Source organism: Microbacterium sp. B35-30 (assembly GCF_010634855.1).
GTDB lineage: Bacteria > Actinomycetota > Actinomycetes > Actinomycetales > Microbacteriaceae > Microbacterium.
On record NZ_MWLQ01000018.1, the window covers coordinates 42,369 to 61,426 of the forward strand.

At 70.5% G+C, this 19,058-nt stretch carries 17 protein-coding genes; 2 read left to right on the forward strand and 15 right to left on the reverse strand.

The genetic code is table 11. From position 1 onward, the window contains the following. Positions 1 to 4: 4 nt before the first annotated feature. The 6 genes from B2K11_RS10205 to B2K11_RS10230 all read right to left on the reverse strand — a co-directional run bounded on the left by B2K11_RS10205 (position 5) and on the right by B2K11_RS10230 (position 7,389). Complete coding sequence (locus B2K11_RS10205) at positions 5 to 1,024, reverse strand: sugar ABC transporter permease YjfF (RefSeq protein ID WP_163618174.1); 1,020 nt, start codon at positions 1,022 to 1,024, stop codon at positions 5 to 7. Then, entirely contained in the window at positions 1,021 to 2,103 is a 1,083-nt protein-coding gene (locus B2K11_RS10210) for an ABC transporter permease (RefSeq protein WP_163618175.1), read from the reverse strand. Before B2K11_RS10210 ends, B2K11_RS10205 begins: the two co-directional genes overlap by 4 nt. After that, complete coding sequence (locus B2K11_RS10215) at positions 2,100 to 3,632, reverse strand: sugar ABC transporter ATP-binding protein (protein ID WP_163618176.1); 1,533 nt, start codon at positions 3,630 to 3,632, stop codon at positions 2,100 to 2,102. The genes B2K11_RS10210 and B2K11_RS10215 overlap by 4 nt, the downstream gene beginning before the upstream one ends. Before the next feature lie 80 nt (positions 3,633 to 3,712). After that, complete coding sequence (locus B2K11_RS10220) at positions 3,713 to 4,693, reverse strand: ABC transporter substrate-binding protein (protein ID WP_163618177.1); 981 nt, start codon at positions 4,691 to 4,693, stop codon at positions 3,713 to 3,715. A gap of 314 nt (positions 4,694 to 5,007) precedes the next feature. Continuing rightward, a complete protein-coding gene (locus B2K11_RS10225; protein WP_163618178.1) occupies positions 5,008 to 6,255 on the reverse strand; it encodes an MFS transporter in 1,248 nt (415 codons plus the stop codon). A 144-nt stretch (positions 6,256 to 6,399) separates the two neighbouring features. Then, positions 6,400 to 7,389, reverse strand: a complete 990-nt coding sequence (locus B2K11_RS10230; protein WP_163618179.1) for a DUF5937 family protein — start codon at positions 7,387 to 7,389, stop codon at positions 6,400 to 6,402. A 73-nt stretch (positions 7,390 to 7,462) separates the two neighbouring features. Here B2K11_RS10230 and B2K11_RS10235 point away from each other — a divergent pair, with 73 nt between their 5' ends. Together B2K11_RS10235 and B2K11_RS10240 are read left to right on the forward strand one after the other, a co-directional pair. After that, positions 7,463 to 7,846 carry a cupin domain-containing protein gene (locus tag B2K11_RS10235; RefSeq protein ID WP_163618180.1) on the forward strand — a complete coding sequence of 128 codons (384 nt, stop codon included), beginning with the start codon at positions 7,463 to 7,465 and terminating at the stop codon, positions 7,844 to 7,846. Positions 7,847 to 7,859: 13 nt separating this feature from the next. Continuing rightward, positions 7,860 to 8,150: a DUF4287 domain-containing protein gene (locus B2K11_RS10240; RefSeq protein ID WP_163618181.1), complete on the forward strand. Its 291-nt coding sequence runs from the start codon at positions 7,860 to 7,862 to the stop codon at positions 8,148 to 8,150. An 88-nt stretch (positions 8,151 to 8,238) separates the two neighbouring features. On the opposite strand, the gene B2K11_RS10245 is transcribed toward B2K11_RS10240, so the two are convergent. From B2K11_RS10245 to B2K11_RS10285, 9 genes are all read right to left on the reverse strand, one after another. Next, complete coding sequence (locus B2K11_RS10245; RefSeq protein WP_163618182.1) at positions 8,239 to 10,797, reverse strand: hypothetical protein; 2,559 nt, start codon at positions 10,795 to 10,797, stop codon at positions 8,239 to 8,241. A 215-nt stretch (positions 10,798 to 11,012) separates the two neighbouring features. Next, entirely contained in the window at positions 11,013 to 12,473 is a 1,461-nt protein-coding gene (locus B2K11_RS10250; protein WP_163618183.1) for an aldehyde dehydrogenase (NADP(+)), read from the reverse strand. 3 nt (positions 12,474 to 12,476) lie between these two features. Further along, complete coding sequence (locus B2K11_RS10255) at positions 12,477 to 13,940, reverse strand: FAD-dependent oxidoreductase (protein WP_163618184.1); 1,464 nt, start codon at positions 13,938 to 13,940, stop codon at positions 12,477 to 12,479. After that, positions 13,933 to 14,238 carry a (2Fe-2S)-binding protein gene (locus B2K11_RS10260; protein ID WP_163618185.1) on the reverse strand — a complete coding sequence of 102 codons (306 nt, stop codon included), beginning with the start codon at positions 14,236 to 14,238 and terminating at the stop codon, positions 13,933 to 13,935. Before B2K11_RS10260 ends, B2K11_RS10255 begins: the two co-directional genes overlap by 8 nt. Beyond that, a complete protein-coding gene (locus B2K11_RS10265; protein ID WP_163618186.1) occupies positions 14,235 to 15,404 on the reverse strand; it encodes an FAD-dependent oxidoreductase in 1,170 nt (389 codons plus the stop codon). Before B2K11_RS10265 ends, B2K11_RS10260 begins: the two co-directional genes overlap by 4 nt. Further along, positions 15,401 to 16,111, reverse strand: a complete 711-nt coding sequence (locus B2K11_RS10270) for a GntR family transcriptional regulator (RefSeq protein WP_163618187.1) — start codon at positions 16,109 to 16,111, stop codon at positions 15,401 to 15,403. The genes B2K11_RS10265 and B2K11_RS10270 overlap by 4 nt, the downstream gene beginning before the upstream one ends. After that, positions 16,108 to 17,109 (reverse strand): ornithine cyclodeaminase family protein, encoded by a 1,002-nt coding sequence (locus B2K11_RS10275; RefSeq protein ID WP_163618188.1) that lies wholly within the window; start codon positions 17,107 to 17,109, stop codon positions 16,108 to 16,110. The genes B2K11_RS10270 and B2K11_RS10275 overlap by 4 nt, the downstream gene beginning before the upstream one ends. Beyond that, entirely contained in the window at positions 17,106 to 18,107 is a 1,002-nt protein-coding gene (locus B2K11_RS10280) for a proline racemase family protein (RefSeq protein WP_163618189.1), read from the reverse strand. The genes B2K11_RS10275 and B2K11_RS10280 overlap by 4 nt, the downstream gene beginning before the upstream one ends. Before the next feature lie 13 nt (positions 18,108 to 18,120). Next, a complete protein-coding gene (locus B2K11_RS10285; RefSeq protein ID WP_163618190.1) occupies positions 18,121 to 19,029 on the reverse strand; it encodes a dihydrodipicolinate synthase family protein in 909 nt (302 codons plus the stop codon). Positions 19,030 to 19,058 lie beyond the last annotated feature (29 nt).

Below are 19,058 nucleotides of genomic sequence, written 5' to 3' on the forward strand. Positions count from 1 at the left end.
CGGGTCATCTGCGACGGTCCGACCGGGTGACGATGAAGCGCTGCACGACGATGAAGACCAGCAGCAGCCCGCCGATGATGATGCGGGTCCACGACTGCTCCGCACCCATGAACGCGATGATGGTCTTGATCACGCCGTACACGAGCACGCCGATCATCGAGCCGATCACGTAGCCGGACCCGCCCGTCAGGAGCGTGCCGCCGATCACGACCGCCGCGATCGCGTCCAGCTCGGTGCCGACGCCGTTGAGGGGATATCCTGCGCCGGAGTAGGCCGTGAGGACGAGGCCGGCGAGACCGCCGCACACGCCGCTGATGACGTAGACGAGGATCTTCGTCCGAGCGACCGGCAGGCCCATCAGCCGCGCCGACTGCTCGTTGCCGCCGATGGCGTAGATCGTGCGTCCGAATCGCGTCCACTGCGTCACGAAGACGCCGATCGCCACGATGAGGAGGGCCAGGATGCCGGTGGGCGTCAGGTACCAGTCGCCCACCGTGAGCCGGGTGCGCTGCAGCCAGAGCACCGCGGGGTCTTCGACGCGGATGGACGAGAGGCTGACGACGAAGGCGAGGCCGCGTGCCAGGAACAGGCCCGCCAGCGATGCGATGAACGGCTGCACATCGAAGTAATGCACGAGCACGCCGATCAGCAGGCCGATGGCTGCGCCGCCGAGCAGCATGAGCGGTATGGCCACGATCGCCGGAAGGCCGTCCGCCAGCAGCTTCGCGCAGAGGATGCCGGTGAACGCCATGACCGAGCCGACCGAAAGATCGATGCCGCCCGTCAGGATGACGAACGTGAGACCGACGGCGAGGATGAGCAGGTAGGCGTTGTTCAGCAGCAGCGCCGACATGTTGCGCGGCGTGATGAAGTTGCCGAAGGCGAACTGCGCGCCCACCAGGAGCACGATCAGGATCACGATGGCCGCGAACGTCGGCATGAGCGACGAATGGCGGCTCATGAAGGTCGCGTAGCGGTCGGCGAGCGTCGGACGCCCCGCCTCGGTCTGAGTCGTCGTGGTCATCGGACCGCCTCCGCCTTCGTCGGCTCCGTCGTTGTCGGGGGTGTGGGTGCGGGCGTGCTCGGACCGCCGCCGTCCGGGCGGCGTGAGGCGAACAGCCCGCGGGCGAGTCGGTGAAGCCGCGGCGACTGGACGAGGACGACCACGACCACGACCGCCGCGAAGAACACGGGTGCCTGCGCAGAAGGCACGCCGAGGAACAGGATGGTGGATTCGAGCGTCTGGATCGTCAGGACGCCGACGACCGTTCCGGCGATCGTGAACTTGCCGCCCATCAACGACGTGCCGCCGAGCACGACGGCGAGGATCGCATAGAGCTCGATGTACAGCCCCGCGGCATTGGCGTCGGCCGCCATGATGTTCGAGCTGTAGAGGACGCCCGCCATGCCGGCCAGCACGCCGCTCGCGGCGTAGGCGCCGAAGACGATGCCGCGAGCGCGGACGCCCGCCAGACGGCTCGCCTCGGGGTTGATGCCGACGGACTCCGTCAGCACGCCGAGCGCGGTGCGCCGCTCCAGCAGTGAGATCACGACGATCGCCGCCACCGAGATGAACAGCGCGAACGGGAGCCCGATGACGTACCCGGTCGCGATGAACTTGTAGGGCGCGCTGGTGACCGTGGTGATGAAACCGTCGGTGATGAGCAGCGCCACGCCGCGGCCGGCGAGCATGAGCACGAGGGTCGCGATGATCGGCTGGATGCCCAGCACGGCGATGAGGAAGCCGTTCCAGACGCCCAGGACGAGGGCCACGAGGATGCCGACCAGGAGCGCGACCGCCACGGTGGCGCCGCTGCCGGGATCGCCGGAGGTATCGATGATCGTCAGTGCGACTGCCCCCGAGACGGCCATGATGGCTCCGACCGAGAGGTCGATGCCCCGGGTGGCGATGACGATCGTCATCCCGAGGGCCACCAGCATGAGCGGAGCGCTGTTGCGGAGGATGTCGATCAGCGCGCCGTACAGCTGGCCGTCGCGCACGGTGATGCTGATGAACTGCGGTCGCGCGATCGTGTTGACCACGATCAGTGCGAGCAGGGCCATGACCGGCCAGAACAGCCGGTGTGTGACGAGCTTCTTCACGCTGCGCTCCCCTCGCCCTCATTGGCGATGTAGTCGATGAGCAGGTCGAGGTCGACGGTGCTGGAGTCGAGCTCGCCGATGCGGCGTCGATCGCGCATGACGACGACTCGCTGTGCCAATCGAAGCACTTCTTCGAGCTCCGATGAGATGAATACGACAGACAGGCCCTGCGCCGAGAGCTCGGCGACCTTGCGCTGGATGTCGGCCTTCGCCCCGACGTCGATGCCGCGGGTGGGCTCGTCGAGGATGATCAGCTGCGGCGCGGTCGCCAGCCAGCGGGCGAGAAGCACCTTCTGCTGGTTGCCGCCCGACAGATTGCGCACCAGCATGTCCGGGTCAGCCGGTCGCACACCGAGTGCCGAGATGTACTCCGAGACCACCTGGTCGCGTTCCGCACGGCGCACGGGCCGCATCCATCCCCGCTTCGCCTGGATGCCGAGCACGATGTTCTCGGCGACCGTCAGGTCGGCGATGATCCCCTCGGCGCGGCGGTCCTCGGAGGAGAACGCGATGCGGTGGTCGATCGCGTGTCGGGGCGACGTGAGCCGTGCCGGCCGACCGCCGATCTCGACCGTTCCCGAGTCGGCCTTGTCGGCGCCGTACAGCAGTCGCACCAGTTCGGTGCGGCCAGAGCCGAGGAGTCCGGCGAGGCCGACGACCTCGCCCTCGTAGATGTCCAGGTCGGCGGGCTCCAGCATCCCTCGCCGTCCGACGCCGGTGGCGCGCAGCACCGGCGCCGCGGTCCGGTCGATGACGCGATCGGCCGTGCGCGAGATGGCCGCGAGCTCGTCGAGCTCGCGCCCGATCATCTGGCTCACGAGGCTGTCGCGCGGCAGATCGACGGCGAGGTGCTCGCCGACGAGCCGGCCGTTGCGCAGCACGGTGATGCGGTCGGAGATCTCGTAGACCTGCTCGAGGAAATGGCTGACGAACAGGATCGCGACGCCCTGGTCGCGGAGCTCCCGGATCACCGCGAACAGGCGTTCGACCTCACCGCGGTCGAGGCTGGAGGTCGGCTCGTCGAGGATGAGCACCTTCGCGTCCAGCACCATGGCACGGCTGATGGCCACGAGCTGCTGGATCGCGATCGAGTGGCTGGAGAGGATAGAGCGCGTGTCGATGGAGAGGCCGAGGCCTGCAAGGTGCTCGGCGGCGAGCCGGTGGACCGCCTTCCAGTCGATGCCCGCCCGGCCGCGCGGCTCGTGCCCGAGCATCACGTTCTCGCCGACCGAGAGGTTGGAGCACAGGTTGACCTCCTGGTAGACGGTGGAGATCCCGGCCGCCTGCGCGTCGGCGGTGGCGGCGAAGATCCGCTCCTCACCGTCGACCTCGATGGTGCCGCGGTCGATCTTGTACACGCCGGTCAGCGCCTTGATGAGAGTCGACTTGCCGGCGCCGTTCTCCCCCATGAGGGAGTGGACCTCACCGCGGCGGAGCGTGAAGTCGACGTGGTCGAGGGCGAGGACGCCGGGGAAGCTGATGGTGATGCCCCGCATCGCGACGGCGGGGGTGTCTTCGTTGACGGTCATGCGATCCGTGCTTTCGTGTCGAGTCCGACGTCCGTCGGGGATCGGCTTCAGTCGATCCCCGACGAACGCGGGGACGGGGATCAGTACGCGCGGGAGTCGATGACCTCGGCGGCCTGCTCCTGCGTGAAGGACTGGTCCTCGAGGTAGTTCTCCTTCTCGACGTCGTTGCCGTCGAGCACGTCGGTCACGAGGCCGGCGGCGAGCTCGCCGAGCAGCGGGTTGCACTCCACGATGAAGTTGATCTTGCCGTCGACGAGGGCCTGCATGCCGTCATGCACCGCGTCGATCGAGACGATCTTGATGTCCTCTCCGGGAACGCCGCCGGCTGCCTCGATCGCCTCGATCGCGCCGAGCGCCATGTCGTCGTTGTGCGCATAGAGCAGGTCGATGCCGTCCACGCCGTACTTCTGGAGGAAGCCCTCCATGACCGTCTTGCCGCCGTCGCGCGTGAAGTCGCCGGTCTGCGAGTCGATCGTCTCGATCGCCGTGCCCTCGATCCCCTCGTCGAAGCCCTCGGCACGGTCGTTCGCGGGCGCGGAGCCCGTGGTGCCCTCGAGCACGACCATCTTCGTCGGGGTATCGCCGAAGTTCTCGGCCGCCCACTCGCCGGCGGTCACGCCCTCCTTCTTGAAGTCGAGCCCGACCCAGCTCGCGTACAGATCGTCGGATGAGGTGACCGTGCGGTCTTCCAGCACGACCGGGATGCCGGCATCCGACGCCTCCTGGAGCACGTCGTCCCACCCGTCCTCCACGATCGGGGCGATGACGATCGCGTCGACGCCCCGGCTGATGAAGTCGCGGACCGCCGCGATCTGCGCCGCCGGGTCGTTGTCGGCGGCGTTGAAGATGAGCTCGAAGCCGTTGTCCTCGGAGAACGCCTCCTTCATCGACTCGGTGTTGGCGCTCCGCCAGCCCGACTCGGAACCGGTCTGCGCGAAGCCGACCGTCACGAGTTCGTCGCCGCCGTCGCCCCCTGCGCCGTTGCCCGAGCTCGCGCAGCCTGTGGCCACCAGTGCCAACGCTCCCAGAAGCGCTGCACCGGCGAGAATCCTGTTCTTCATTCCCAAAACCTCCTCGTTCGGGTCCGGCATCGACGCCGGTATCACTGTGCCGCGGGCCGCACTCGTGCCGCCCGTCCGCCTGAATGTTAGCCTTCACATTCCGGGTTCGCGCAAGATGTGAGCGGTAACATTTGCGTAACGCGGGCAGAAGCCAGGGTTGCCGAACCGCGAGAATCCGCGAATCGCGGCCGAAAGTGAGGGATCACATAGCAGTGGCCCGTCCGTCATCGAAGCCGTCATGGTCACCCGAGCGGATGAGCGCGTTCACAACACGGCGGACCGCGGACACTGCTGTCCGCCGGGATGCCTCGCGCTCAGTGACGCGAGGCGACCGCGTTCCACACACCCGCACCGAGTACGACGGTGGCGGCGAGCAGCGGTGCGCCGAGGGCGGTCCCCGCCCCCGCGGCGTCGGCGACGAGGCCGGTGACGGCGGATGCCCCGGACTGGCCGACGACGACCGCCGAGCCGAGCATCGTCATGACGGTCGCTGAGCGACCACGGGGGCTGAAGGCGGCCGCCAGGCTGTACTGGGTCACGAGCGTCGGGCCGATGCCCACGCCGATGACGAGCAGGCAGATCGCCATCGCGCCGACCGTGCCGACGAAGGGCAGCGAGACCGCGCCCGCGACGAGGATGCCGGCGAACGTCAGCCATCGAGCCCGCAGCGTGAAGCCGGCCGGGAACAGCGCGACGCCGAGGGCGAGCGCGGCGGATCCGATGCCCATCGCGCCGTAGACGAGTCCCGCCTGCTCCGGCACGCCGCGCTCGGCCATGAACGCGGTGAGCGAGGTCAGCATCGCGCCGAAGAAGAGCCCCATGCCCAGCGCGCCGACGACGGGTGCGAGCACACGCGCGCGGAAGAGCTCGCGCAGCGGCGCCTGCTGGGGACGGACGCCGTCGACGGATGCCGCGGCCTTCGCGGCGGTCGGGTGCAAGGCGAACGCGGTCACGAAGACCAGGCCGAGTACGGCGGCGCCGATCACGGGTGCCGCGGGGTTGAGCGTGGTCGCCAGCAGGCCGACGATGACCGGGCCGAAGACGAAGACGATCTCGTCCGCCGCGGATTCGTACGCCATCGCGCCGTTGACCGTCGACGTGCGGCGCTCCGCCGGGTACGCCCGTGCGATGAGGCCGACGAGGCGGCTCCGCGAGAGCGGCGCGACCTGGGGCATCGAGGCGCCGATGAAGAACGCGACCGCCAGGAGGGCGACATCTCCGACCGGTGCGAAAGCGAGCCACGCGAACGCGCCCAGCAGAACGCTGTTGACCACGCCGGCGATCAGCAGCACCCGGCGCTGGCCGAAGCGGTCGGCGGCAGCGCCCAGGAGCGGGCCGACGAGGGCCGTGCCGAGACCGGTCATCGCACTGGTCACGCCGCCCAGAGCGAGCGATCCACGCGCCGACACGACGAGCGTGAGGATGCCGACCACCATCATCGCGAACGGCAGGCGTGCGATCAGTGCGACGGGGAAGTACGCGTAGCCGGCTTCGCGGATGAGGCTGGGGCGTCGGGCGGTGTCAGCAGGGCGCGGTCGCGCGTGGGTGAGGGTCGTGTGCATCGTGGTTCGGGGCTTTCCGGCCGCAACGGCGGCATTGCGTGCCGCCTTGTCCGCAGCGAGAGAAGGCCGCAGGCAGGTAGATGCACATCGAGGATGGCCCCGTCAGTCTACCGGGGACCACCTGAACGGGGCCTGGCTGCGGTGTCAGAGCACGGCGCCGACCATCGCCTCGCCGAGCGGGGTGCGGCGGTGCAGCACGCGGGCGCCGTCCCGCGTGCTTGCGAGCAGGCCCGCGTCGCGCAGCACGGTGAGGTGGTGCGACGCGGTCGAGATCGCGAGCGCGGTGTCCCGCGCCACCTGGGAGGTGGTCCGCGGCTCGTGGGCGTCGAGCAGGATGCGGGCGCGCGCGGGTCCCAGCAGCGCGCCGAGCGCCGACGTCACGTCGGCGGGGTCGCGCGCCCAGCTCGCGGTGACCCCCTGCGCCGGGTAGAACAGCGTCGGCTGCGCCGGCGGCTCGGTGAGCACGAAGCATCCGGTCGCGCCCATGACCGACGGCACGAGCACCAGCCCGCTTCCCCGGCAGTCGACGACCTCGCTCCAGATCCGCATCGCGACGCGCACCGCGCCGTCGTGCCATTCCACGCGGTCGTGCAGCGTCTGGATCATGGCGCCGATGCCGCTCTCGGCGATGCGGCGGGAGCGCACGGCGATGTCTGCCCGCAGCAGCCGCTCGAGCTGGGTCCAGACCGGAGCGATGCCCGTGTTCCACACCGACAGCCATGCCTCGGCGATCATCGCGCGGGCGCGGTCGGGGTGATCCAGCATGCTCTGCACGGCGGCCTGGCGGGCACCCTCGGTGCGTACCAGCACCTTGGTCATGTCGACGCGGAAGCGCTCGTCGTCGATGTCGCGCAGCCGCTCGGCCTCGGCCTCCGGCGTGAGCTCCCACGTCGGCGTTGTCGTGAAGAAGTCGGGGAAATACCCCTCGTCGCGGATCAGCAGCGCGAGCACCTCGAAGTCGTCGCGCGGGATCGTGCTGCGGGCCGTCCGCATCCATCCCCACTGCAGCGGGTACTCGTCGGGTCGGAGCAGCGTGCGCACGGCGTGGCACAGCTCGTGACCCGGCGAGACGCCGAACCGGATCGCGGTCAGGTCGCCCGGTGCGAGCTGGAAGTCGACGAACTTTCGATCCACATCGAAACTATAGGGCGCTCGCAGGGCGGCGAGGAGGCTGGTGCCACACCCCGCAGAAAGGACAGAGCACCTCATGAATACCACCATCCCGGCGATCGTCTCCGCCGCCGACCTGGTCGTCGGCACGGGTCGCCTCCGCCGATTCATCGGCGCCGAGCACGGCGCCGCCGTGTCGTACTTCTTCGTCGACACCGAGCCCGGGCTGGGTCCCGACATCCATCGCCACCCCTACGCCGAGACCTGGGTGCTGCTCGAGGGCGAGGCCCGCATCACGATCGACGGTGAGACATTGGACGCCGTCGCCGGCGACACGGCCACGGCCCCTGCGGGCGCCTGGCACCAATTCAAGAACTCGGGCAGCGGCCGCCTGCGCATGCTGTGCATCCACGCGTCGGACCGCATCATCCAGGAGTGGCAGGACGAACCCGGCGTGCTCGACATCCCCACCAGCGACTGATTGGATCCGGTTCATGACATTCCAGGCATATCTCGACAACATCGAGGCCAAGACCGGCCTCACGCCGCGGCAGTTCCTCGATATCGCGCACGAGAAGGGCTTCGGCGAAAGCACGAAAGCGACCCCGATCGTCGAATGGCTCGCCGCCGACTACGGCCTCGGCCGCGGGCACGCGATGGCGCTCGTCCACGTCATCACCAAAGGCCCGCAGATCAGCGACAAGCACGTCGGCACCGGCACCGCCCACTCCGACCCGTCGAACACCCTCTGGCTCGACGGCAAGGCGACGAACCCGAACCCCTGAATGACGGCGGCCGGACAGGACGCGATCGGCGTCCCGCCCGGCCGAGGGGCGCAGGGGATCGGAAGGAGCCGATCCCCCGGCACGTCCCTTACCCCTCGAGGGTGAATCTCACCTCGGTGGTGTTGCCGGCGACGTCGGCGACCACGAGCACGTTCTCGCCGAGCTGTGCGCCAGGCTGCCCGGGCTGGATGCGATCGATGTCACTCTTCGTTCCGGACGTCTCCTGCACCACTCCGTTGAGCGTCACCGATGCCACGCGGTCGTTATCGCGGATCTTGAAGCTCACCGCGGTGTACGTGCCGTCGCCGCCGCTCGTGAAGGCTGCGCCGCTCTTGACCTTGACGGTCGGCGCGGTGGCGTCGATCGACAGCGCGAACGAGGTCGTGGCCGAGACGTTGCCCGCTTCGTCCTTCGCGTAGTACCTCACGGTGTACGCGCCGTCGGCGAGGCCACCGACCGTCGCGGTGTGGGATGCCGCGGTGTCTCCGTCCAGCGCCGTGCGGGTGCTCTTGATGAGCTTGCCGCCCTTGTAGACATCGGCGACGATCTTCGCGAGTCCGACGTCGTCGGTCGCGTCGACCTGGATCGACAGCGCGGCGAGAGGTCCGGCGGCCGCCGGGGAGACCAGGACGGCTTCAGGAGCGGCGGTGTCGGGCGCCCACAGCGCGACGAGGTCGACGGATGTCGCGCCCGCGGGAATCGTCCATCCCGCAGGCAGCGGATCGCTCGAGCCTGCCAGTGCCCATCCGGCGAAGCGCTCGCCGCTGCGCGACCAGTCTTCGCCGGCGACGTCCGTGACGGAGGGCAGGCCGAAGCCCTGCGCGGGGGCGTCGATGGTCGCCAACTCATCACCCGAGACAAGCGTCACCCGCACCGGCAGGATGTAGGCCGACGTACCCTGCGCCGCCGTGCGGTCCGTGTCCTCGAGCATCCAGCGCGTTGCCGCCGCCGCATCCGTCAGCGTCATCGACACCCCCGAGCCGGGCCGCCCGTCCAGGACGAGCGAACGGCCGTTGGCCCGGTTCACGAGATGCCCGTCGTAGGCGTTCGCAGCGGTCGTGACGTCGGCCGCGAACGTCCACGTCTGGCGCGGGTCGGATGCGTCGCGCTCGATGCCGCGATACGCGACCTCCGTGTCGGAGACGGCGGCCAGCACGCCGCTGCCGTCCGACGCGCTGATGACGAAGCCGCCGCCCTCGTACGCGAGCTTCCAGACGCCGCCGCCCCACCGGAACCAGATCACCATGTCGCGCGACGGGTGGTCGGGATCGCCGGCGTAGCGATCGATCTGATACTCCGAACCCAGGCTGGCGGTGACGATCCGGAAGATGTCCTGGCCGTAGTCGACGTCCGTCGCCTCCACGCGGGCCGGCTGCGCGGGCTCTCGGCGGAAGTCGCCGTGGTAGATGTCGGGCCCCGCCACGTCCCATGGCGAGGGCATTGTGACGTCGTCCGGGTAGATCGACGCGAAGAAGGCGTACGACATCGGGTCGTATTCCTTCAGCTCCCCGCGCGTGTTGATGGGACTGCGCACGCCATCGTTCCAGTCGGGCTTCTCGGCCATGTTGTCGAACCAGATCGCCGAAAGCGTCGCGAAGAACTCGTCGCGGTTGGACATCGCGTAGGTGTTCGGCCAGCGACCGGTCGTGTAAGCGTTCTCGTACGCGGCGAAGAAGGCGTCGGAGAGGGTCGGGTCCGCCTGCTCCTCGATGCCGACCGAGAGCACCGCGTGACCGAATTCGTGCACGAGGATGTTCTCGTTCGGGTACGCCGTGTTCAGGAACGCGTTGGCGTCGCCACGCGTGCGCAGCACGTTACGCTCCGAGATCGACGACACGCAGTCGTTCCACATATTCCCGCCGTAGCCCTCAACGTCGTACATGGTCGGGTTGTACCCGCCCCGGTGCTCGGGAACGAGGTATGCGTTCTCGCGCGAGCCGTAGACCGCCAGGGAACACCCGTTCGCGGCCATGGTGGCCGCGATGCCCGTGCCGGTTTGCGCGAGCTGGGCGTCGACCTGAGCGGCGGCCTTGGTGAGGGTGGCGGCCGCGACGCGGCCCCCCGCCTTGACCTCGATGCCTGCACCTGTCATCAGCGATTGCGTGTAGTAGTCGAGCTTCGGCACACCCGTGTAGGTCGCCGTCTTGGCCGGCTTGCCGGCGGAATCGGCGATGGCGGCGCCGTCGATCTCGAGGGTGAGGGGCAGGTTCGGGTCGATCGGGCCGGTGTAGGCGATGCTCGACAGGTGGAGGTCCTCGGGCAGCCGCGCCATGCTGTTGGCGGCCGTCGCGGCGATCTGCTTGTTGTCCCTGTCGAAGAAGATGGTGTCGGTGCCGCCCTGCGCCGGCTTCGCCTTCAGGGCGATGGTGCGCTCGCCGTTGCGCAGCGTGATGTTGTCCGGGCTCACCGCCGCGTTCTCGTCGACGTAGCGGTCCCAGTAGATCTCGAGGTACTTCGCCTCGTTGACCACCCGCACCTCGGTGACCTGGGGCCCGTCGTAGCCCGTGTCGAGCTGCACTGTGCCATCGCCGGCCACGGGCACATCGCCGTCGGCGGCGACGGCGGCGGGGCCGGTCCATGACACCGCCGAGGCGACGACGAGGCCGCCGACGGTCAGGCCGCCGACGAGTGTTCTCCTGCGTTTCATCTGCTACTCCGTTGATCTCAGCCGGGCGACGATGCTCCGGCACGGCCGGAACCGCGGGGTGGAGCGTCGTCGCATCTCGTACTGTCCGGACTGATTCCGCCCGGTAGTAGTGCAATGGTACTGGTGATATGTGAAATGACACCAGGGATTCATGCGACCGGAAACAATGCGGCCCCCGGGGTTCCCCCAGGGGCCGCATCGTCATGCGCGTGCTGTCATGCTGCGATCAGCACGCCGTCGATCCGCCGGGGGATCCCGAGGGGGTTGGATGCCTGCAGAGCCGGCGGCAGTAGGGCATCGGGCATATTCTGATAGGTCACCGGGCGCAGGAATCGCGTGATCGCCGCACTGCCTACTGACGTGGTGCCTACGGCCGTCGTCGCGGGGTAGGGTCCGCCGTGCTGCTGCGCCCAGGTCACCGAGACGCCGGTGGGCCATTGGTTCCACAGCACCCGTCCCGCTTTGGTCGACAGCACCGGCACGAGCTCGGCGGCGACCGCGTCGCCCTCGGACCCGAAGACCGTCGCGGTCAGCTGGCCATCGAGGACCTCCGCGACGGCGACTATCTCGGACTCGTCCTCGTAGGTGGCGACGAGAGCCGCCGGGCCGAACATCTCGGAGATGAGCGACTCGTGGTCGGCGCGCAGGGCTGCTGCGGTGGTTTTCAACAGAACCGGCGCCGGATCGCCGTCCGCATGCCGTGAGCCCGAAAGCACCTCGACGGCGTGGTGGCATGCCGTCGCCTCGACCGCACCGCGGAAGCCCTCGGCGATCCCGTCGTTGAGCAGCGGCGCCGGTGCGGGCAGCGACGCCAACGCGAGCATCGCATCCAGGCCCGAGTCGGCGGGGACGAGCAGGACGCCCGGCTTCGTGCACAGCTGGCCGGAGCTGCCGGTGACCGAGGCGACGAAGCCCTGCACGATCTCATCGCCCCGCTCGGCCGCGGCCGACCGCGTGACGAACGCCGGGTTCACGCTGCCGAGCTCGCCGTAGAAGGGGATGGGCTGGGGCCGGGACGAGGCGATGTCGAAGAGCGCGCGGCCGCCGGCGATCGATCCGGTGAACGCGGCCGCCTGCATCAGCGGGTCCTTGAGCGCCTGCACCCCGGCCTGCGTGCCGTACACGGTGTCGAACAGACCGCGTGGTGCCCCGACTGCGGCCAGCGCGTCGCGCACCACCTGCGTCGTCAGCGCGGAGAGCTGCGGGTGCCCGCGGTGGGCCTTCACGACGACCGCGTTGCCCGCGGCCAGCGCGCTCGCGGAGTCGCCGCCCGCCACCGAGAAGGCGAACGGAAAGTTGCTCGCGGAGAACACGAGCACGGGTCCGATCGGCTCGAGCTGGCGGCGCAGGTCGGGGCGGGGCGCGCCCATCGGCCACTCGCCGTCCGCCCGGTCGATGCGGGCGTCGAGCCAGGTGCCCTCCTCGAGCACGTCGCCGAACAGCCGCAGCTGGAAGCTGGTGCGGCGCACCTCGCCGCGCAGGCGCGCCTCGGCGAGATGCGTCTCGCGCCGGGCTTCGGCGATGAGCTCGTCGGCGTGGGCGTCGAGCGCGTCCGCGACGGCGCCGAGCGCACGGACGCGTTCGCCGATCGTGCTGCGCCGCCAGATCGCGGATGCCGCGGCCGCGCGTCGCACGATCGCGGAGACGTCCTCGGGCGTGGATGCGGGGATGGTCATCGGTCAGTCCTTTCCGTCGGCGAGCGCTGCGAGGTCGGCGACCTTCACCGGGGTCGCCAGTGGCCGTTTTGCGAGCGGCTCGAGGTCTGCGGGGCCGGCCGGCCGCCCGGTCTGGGCCGACACCAGGCACGAGAGCGCGAACCCGCAGACGCGGCCCTGGCACAGGCCCATGCCCGGGCGCGCCGTGACCCGGACGTCGCGCGGGTCGTCGGCGCCGAGCCCGTGAACGGTGACGGCCACCGCACCCGCGTCGACCTCTTCGCATCGGCAGACCGTCGTGTCCGCCGCGAGCCATGTCGTCCATTCGGCGGGCACGGGAGAGGCCTGGTGCATGCCGACCGCGAACCGGCGGCCCCGGGCGATGCGGCGACGCAGCCGCGCGCGCCGGCGCGGGTCGTCGGCGCGGCCGGCGTCGACCGCGGCGGTGAGCGCGGCGAGCTCGCCTTCGGCACACGACTGCACCGCGCCGCCGATGCCGGTCACTTCGCCGGCGAGGTAGACCCCGTGGACGCTCGCGCGCTGGTCGGCGTCGGCGACTGCGACGAGAGAGTCGTCGACGTCGACGCGCGTCTTCGCGCCCACGCCGATCGCGAGCTCGAGCTGCGGCGTGAAGCCCCAGCCGAGCGCGACCAGGTCGGCCTCGACGGTGCGCTCGGTGCCGGGCTGGATCCGGCCGCGGGCGTCGACGCCGGCCAGCGTCACGCGTGAGACGCGCCCCTCGCCCGAGACCGCCGCGACGATGGTGCGGGTGCGCAGCGCGATGCGGTGCTTCAAGAACGCGGCGGCATAGCCGATGCCCTCGAGCAGCTTGCCGGGCTCCTGGATCGCCCGCAGCGGCGTGGCGGCCCAGCGCGACAGCGCGTTCGCATCGCACACGGCGACCACCTCGACGCCGGCGTCGGCCAGCCCCGCGGCGACCGAGAGGAGGAACGGCCCGGTGCCGGCGACGACGGCGCGCCGTCCCGCCGCCACCTGGTTCGCCTTGAGGAGCGCCTGCACGCCGCCCGCGGCCATCACTCCTGGGGTCGTCCACCCGGGAAGGGGGAGCTGGCGGTCGTACGCGCCCGTGGCGAGCACCACCCGCTCGGCTCGGACGGCCGGCTCGCCGGCATCCGTCGCGTCCTCGTCGGATGTGAACGTCGTGCGCAGGACCAGCAGCGTCTCATCGCGGTCGATGCGCCACACGTGCCGCCCCGCGACGTGGACGAGCCGCCCGCCCTCGACCGCACGCCGCAGCCGGGCGCGAAGATCGCGGTACTGAGACCAGTGGTGGTGCCCGGTCGATTCGTGGCGTTCGAATGCGTCGAGGTGCTGTTCGTCGGGGTGCCGCCAGTACTGGCCGCCGCTCTGCTGCCCGGCGTCGACGAGCGCGACCGCCAGGCCGCGTTCGGCCGCCGCGACGGCGGCAGACAGGCCCGCAGGCCCCGCACCGATCACTGCGAGCTCGTAGACGGATGCCTCAACCACCGTGCCCTCCCGCCATCGGCAGCGCCTCGTGCGGGTCGTCGCTGCGCACGACCTGCCCGTCGCGTGCGGGTGTGACACAGGCCCGCCGCGCCCGGGCGCCGTCGACGGTGAGGATGCAGTCATAGCAGACGCCGATGCCGCAGAACAGCCCGCGCGGCTCGCCGGTCACGCGGGTCGTGCGCCACGCGGAGACCCCCGCCGCCGCGAGCGCGGCGCCGATCGTCTGACCCTCGCGGAAGGCGATGCTCCGCCCGTCGAACGTGAGCTCGCCGGTGCGGTCCGGCTTCGGAGCGTTCATGCGGCAGGCCTTTCGTCGAACCGATGCGGCCGGAACGGCTCCAGGGAGAGGTCGGTGGGCTCGCCCCGCAGGGATTGCACGAGGAGCTTCGCGGTGCCGACCGACAAGCCGATGCCCGCGCCCTCGTGGCCGGCGGCGTGCCAGAGCCCCGGCATCCTTCCGTCCTCCCCGATGACGGGGAGATGGTCCGGGCAGTACGGGCGGAACCCGGAATAGGTGCGCATGATCTGGACGCCGGCGAGCACGGGGAACAGTTCGATCCCGGCGCGCGCGATGCGGCCGACCGCCTCGGACGAGAACGTGGTGTCGAACCCCACCCGCTCGCGGCTGGCGCCCATGAGGATCGTGCCGCTCGGCGTGCCCTCGACGACCGACGACACCTGGAGTCCGGCGTCCGAGCTCGCCACGTTCTCGACGTACTCCGCCGAGTAGACCTTGTGACGGACGGTCGGGGGCAGCGGCTCCGAGACGAGGACGAATCCGCGGCGGGGGAGCACGGGGAGTGTGACGCCCGCGAGGGCGGCGACCTCGCCGCTCCACGGGCCGGCGCAGACGATCACGGCGCCCGCGTCGATGCGTCCGGCGGTGGTGTCGACTCCGGTGGCGCGGCCGCTCGTCACGTGGATCGCGTGGACAGCGGTGCGGGTCAGCAGCCGGGCCCCGCGGTCGCGGGCGAGGCGCAGCAGGTGGTGCGCCGCGAGCACGGGCTGCACCTGGGCGTCGTCGGGGTAGAACGCGCCGCCCGCCATCGCGGGGTTCAGGTACGGCTCGATCTCGCGCAGTGCCCCCGCATCGCCGACGTCGTCGACACGGATGCCGAGTCCGCGCTGGTGCGCCACGAGCGCGCCCAGGGCGCGCTTGCCGCGGTCCGTCGCCGACACGACCAGTCCGCCCTTCGCCTCGAACTCCCAGTCCGCGGCGTGCTCGGCCAGCTCGCCGCGCCAGAGCGTCTGCGAGTAGAGCGACAGCTCGAGCTCGGGCCCGACCTCCTTGTCGGAGACGAGGAGGTTCCCCTCGCACCTGCTGGTGGTGCCGGACGCGATCGAGCCGCGCTCGACGACCGTTACCGACAGGCCCGCCGACGAGGCGAAGTACGCGACGGCCGCGCCGAGGATCCCCGCTCCGATGATCACGACGTCCGAGCGGGGTGCTGCGGCCGCGCTCATGCGGGGCGGGGGATGCCCGCGGGAGGGGACCCGGCGGCGGAGTAATCGGACCAGTCGGTCAGGACGTGCTCGATGTGGGCATGGACCAGCTCGCGCGCGAGTGCCGCGTCGCCGGCCTCGATCGCGTCGAGCATGAGATCGTGCTCGCGCGCGGACGAGGTCAGCCGGCCTTGCTCGGCGAGCGCCGAGAGGCCGAACAACCTGGTCTGCGAGCGCAGCGAGGCCACGAGCTCGGTCAGGCGCGAGTTGCCTGCGTACTGCAGCAGGGCCAGGTGGAAGTCGCTGTCCGCGGTGAGATACCCGATGAGGTCGCCGGTCTCGGCGCCCTCGATGATCGCCGCGGCCTGCCGCCGGAGACCGGGGAGCGCTTCGGCGGGGACATGCGGGGTCGCGCGCTCGATCGCGGGCGGCTCGAGCAGAAGACGCAGCTCGGTCACCTCGAGGAGGTCCTGCGGCGACACCTCGGTCACCTGGAATCCGCGGTTGGGCAGCGCGATGACCAGCCCTTCGCGGACGAGGTCGAGCATCGCCTCGCGGATCGGCGTCGCCGACACGCCGAACTGCTCACCGAGGCTCGGGGCCGAGTACACACGACCGGGCTGCATCTCACCGCTGATGATCGCCGAGCGCAGCGCCCGCGTGACGGTGTCGCGGATGCTCGGCTGCTTGCTCAGGCGCACGACGCTGCGCAGCTCGGGACCGGTCATCTGTGGGCCTCCTCGGACGCGGACGGCTCGTCCGTTCGCGTGGACTCCATGATCCTCTCCACGACGGCCAGGTCTTCCCACGCCATGCCGACCCCGGTGTACACTGCCGGCGCGCCGGGACGGCGGACGAACTCACCGCGGATCAGCTCGGCGAGGTTCGCGATCGGCTGGGTGCCGCCCGCCCATTCCTCGTCCGTGCGCGCGGCGGCGAGATTGCCGTTCTCACGCAACGCCGACGCGCGCGCCTCGACCACGAGGTCGGCCGCCCGCACCAGTCGCTCGCCGAGTTCGCGGTGATCGCGCCCGTGCGACCCGATCGCCGCGACCACGGCGTCCGGGCGTACGTCGTCGAGGTCGAGCAGGGGTCTCGGCGACGAGGTGGCGGTAACCACGACGTCCGCCGCAGCCACGTCGTCGCGCGAGCCGGCGTCCGCCGCGATGCCGGCGGCGCGCAGTGCGGCGACGGCGGAGTCGACGCGGCCGGGCGTCCGCCCGATCACGCTCACCCGCCCGGCCGGCAGTAGGTCGGCGAGGGTCAGGATGTGCTCGACCGCCTGAGGCCCAGACCCTACGACGGCGAGGTGGTCGATCGAGGTCCGGGGGCCGGCGGGATCGGCGGTCAGCAGCCCGCAGACCGCCACAGCCGTCACCGCGGGCGTGCGCAGCGTCGTCAGGCGCGCGCCGTCGAGGACCGCGCGGGGCTCGAGCGTCTCCCGGTCGAACAGGAGGTACCACGCGTGGATCTTCGGCAGGCCGAGCCGCGTGTTGCCCGGGGCGATCGTGGCCACCTTGATTCCCGCGGAAGACGCGGACTCCGCCGGCATCAGCAGGAACTCGCCGCCCGCGAGCGGGGCGAACAGGCGGTCGTGGGCGTTCTCGACATCCCACCCGGCCCGCAGCGTGGCCGTGATCGCCTCGACCGCGTCCCTGCGTGAGAGGGCAGCGTCGATGTCGGTCGCGCTCACGACCGGGATGCCGACAGTGGAGGAGAGGCTCACAGCACGAACCCCCGCGGGAACGGATCGGACGGATCGAGCATGTATTGCGCCGTACCCGTGACCCAGGCGCGGCCTGTGATCGTCGGGATCACGGCCGGGGTGCCGGCGACCCAGGTCTCTTCGACGAGTCGGCCGGTGAAGGCGGTGCCGATGTAGGACTCGTTCACGAAGTCGGTGCCGAGCGGCAGCAGGCCCCGTGCGTGCAGCTGGGCCATGCGCGCACTCGTCCCGGTCCCGCAGGGGGAGCGGTCGAACCACCCCGGGTGGATCGCCATGGCGTGGCGCGAGTGGCGGGCGGTGGAGCCCGGCGCCTCGAGGTACACGTGGTGGCAGCCGTGGATCGTGGGATCGACCGGGTGCCTCGGCTCATCCACCTCGTCGATCGCGGCCATGATGGCCAGTCCCGCCGCGAGGAGGTCGTCCTTGCGCGAACGCTCGAAGGGCAGGCCGAGGCTGTCGAGCGACACGATGGCGTAGAAGTTGCCGCCGAATGCGAGGTCGTACGACACCGCGCCGTAGCCGGGGACGTCGACCGACCGATCGAGCCCGACCACGAACGAGGGCACGTTGCGGATCGTGACGCTCTCGGCATGCCCCTCGGCGACGGCGACGTCGGCGATCACGAGGCCTGCCGGCGTGTCGAGGCGGATCGTCGTCACCGGCTCGACGACCGGCACCATCCCGGTCTCGACCAGCACGGTCGCGACGCCGATGGTGCCGTGCCCGCACATGGGGAGGCAGCCCGACACCTCGATGTACAGCACGCCGAAGTCCGCGTCAGGACGCGTAGGCGGCTGCAGGATCGCGCCGCTCATCGCGCTGTGCCCGCGAGGCTCGTTCATCAGGAGAGTACGCACGTCGTCGCTGTTCGCCATGAACCACTGGCGACGCTCCTCCATCGTCGCTCCCGGGAGCACACCCATCCCGCCCACGATGACGCGGGTGGGCATGCCCTCGGTGTGGGAGTCGACGGCGTGGAAAACGCGCTGCGATCGCATTCGGGTCCTCGGATCAGCGGTAGCCCTTGGCCAGGACGGCCTCGGTGTCGGAGATGATACGCGCGCGCACGTCGTCGGGGAGCGGCAGGCGCGGCGGGCGCGTGGTGATGCCTGCTGGGGCGACACCGGCGACCTCCTGCGAGAGCTTGATCGCCTGGACGAACCAGGTCTTCGAGTCCCAGCGCAGCAGCGCGTGGAGGTCGCGGTAGATGTCGCGAGCCTTGACCCAGTCGGTCGGGTCGTCGGAGGTCGACAGGTTGTACAGCTCCACAGTCGACGCGGGAATCGCGTTCGGGTAGCCGGCGACCCAGCCGACGGCTCCGTTGATACCGAGTTCGAGTACGACGTCGTCGGAGCCGATCGAGATGTCGAGGCCCGGAGCGAGCTCGCGGATCTCGAACGCGTGGCGCACGTCGCCCGAGAACTCCTTCACGGAGACGATCAGGCCTTCCTGGTACAGGCGCGCCAGCAGATCCGGTCGCAGGTCGACCTTGGTGTCGATGGGGTTGTTGTAGGCCAGCACCGGCAGGCCCACGGCGGCGACGCGGCGGAAGTGGTCGACGACCTCGTCGTCGCTCGCACGGTACGCGTTGGGTGGAAGCAGCATGACGGCGGGGGCGCCGTGCTCGGCCGCGTGCTCGGTCAGGCGCACGCTCTCGAGCGCGCCGTAGGCGCCGACGCCGGGGATGACGGCGGTTCCCGTAGGAGCAGCGTCCAGGGCGGTGAGGTAGACCTGTCGGCGCTCATCCTCGGTGAGCGTCTGGTACTCGCCGAGCGACCCGTTGGGGATGATCCCCGTGACGCCGTTCGATGTCGTGAAGCGCACGTGCTCGGCGTACGCGTCGTAGTTCACCGAGAAGTCGGGATTGATGGGGAGGGTCGTGGCGAGGTTCACACCGTGCCAGGGCTTGCGGTCGGTCATCGTGTCTCCAGTGTCGAAAGGTGCAATTG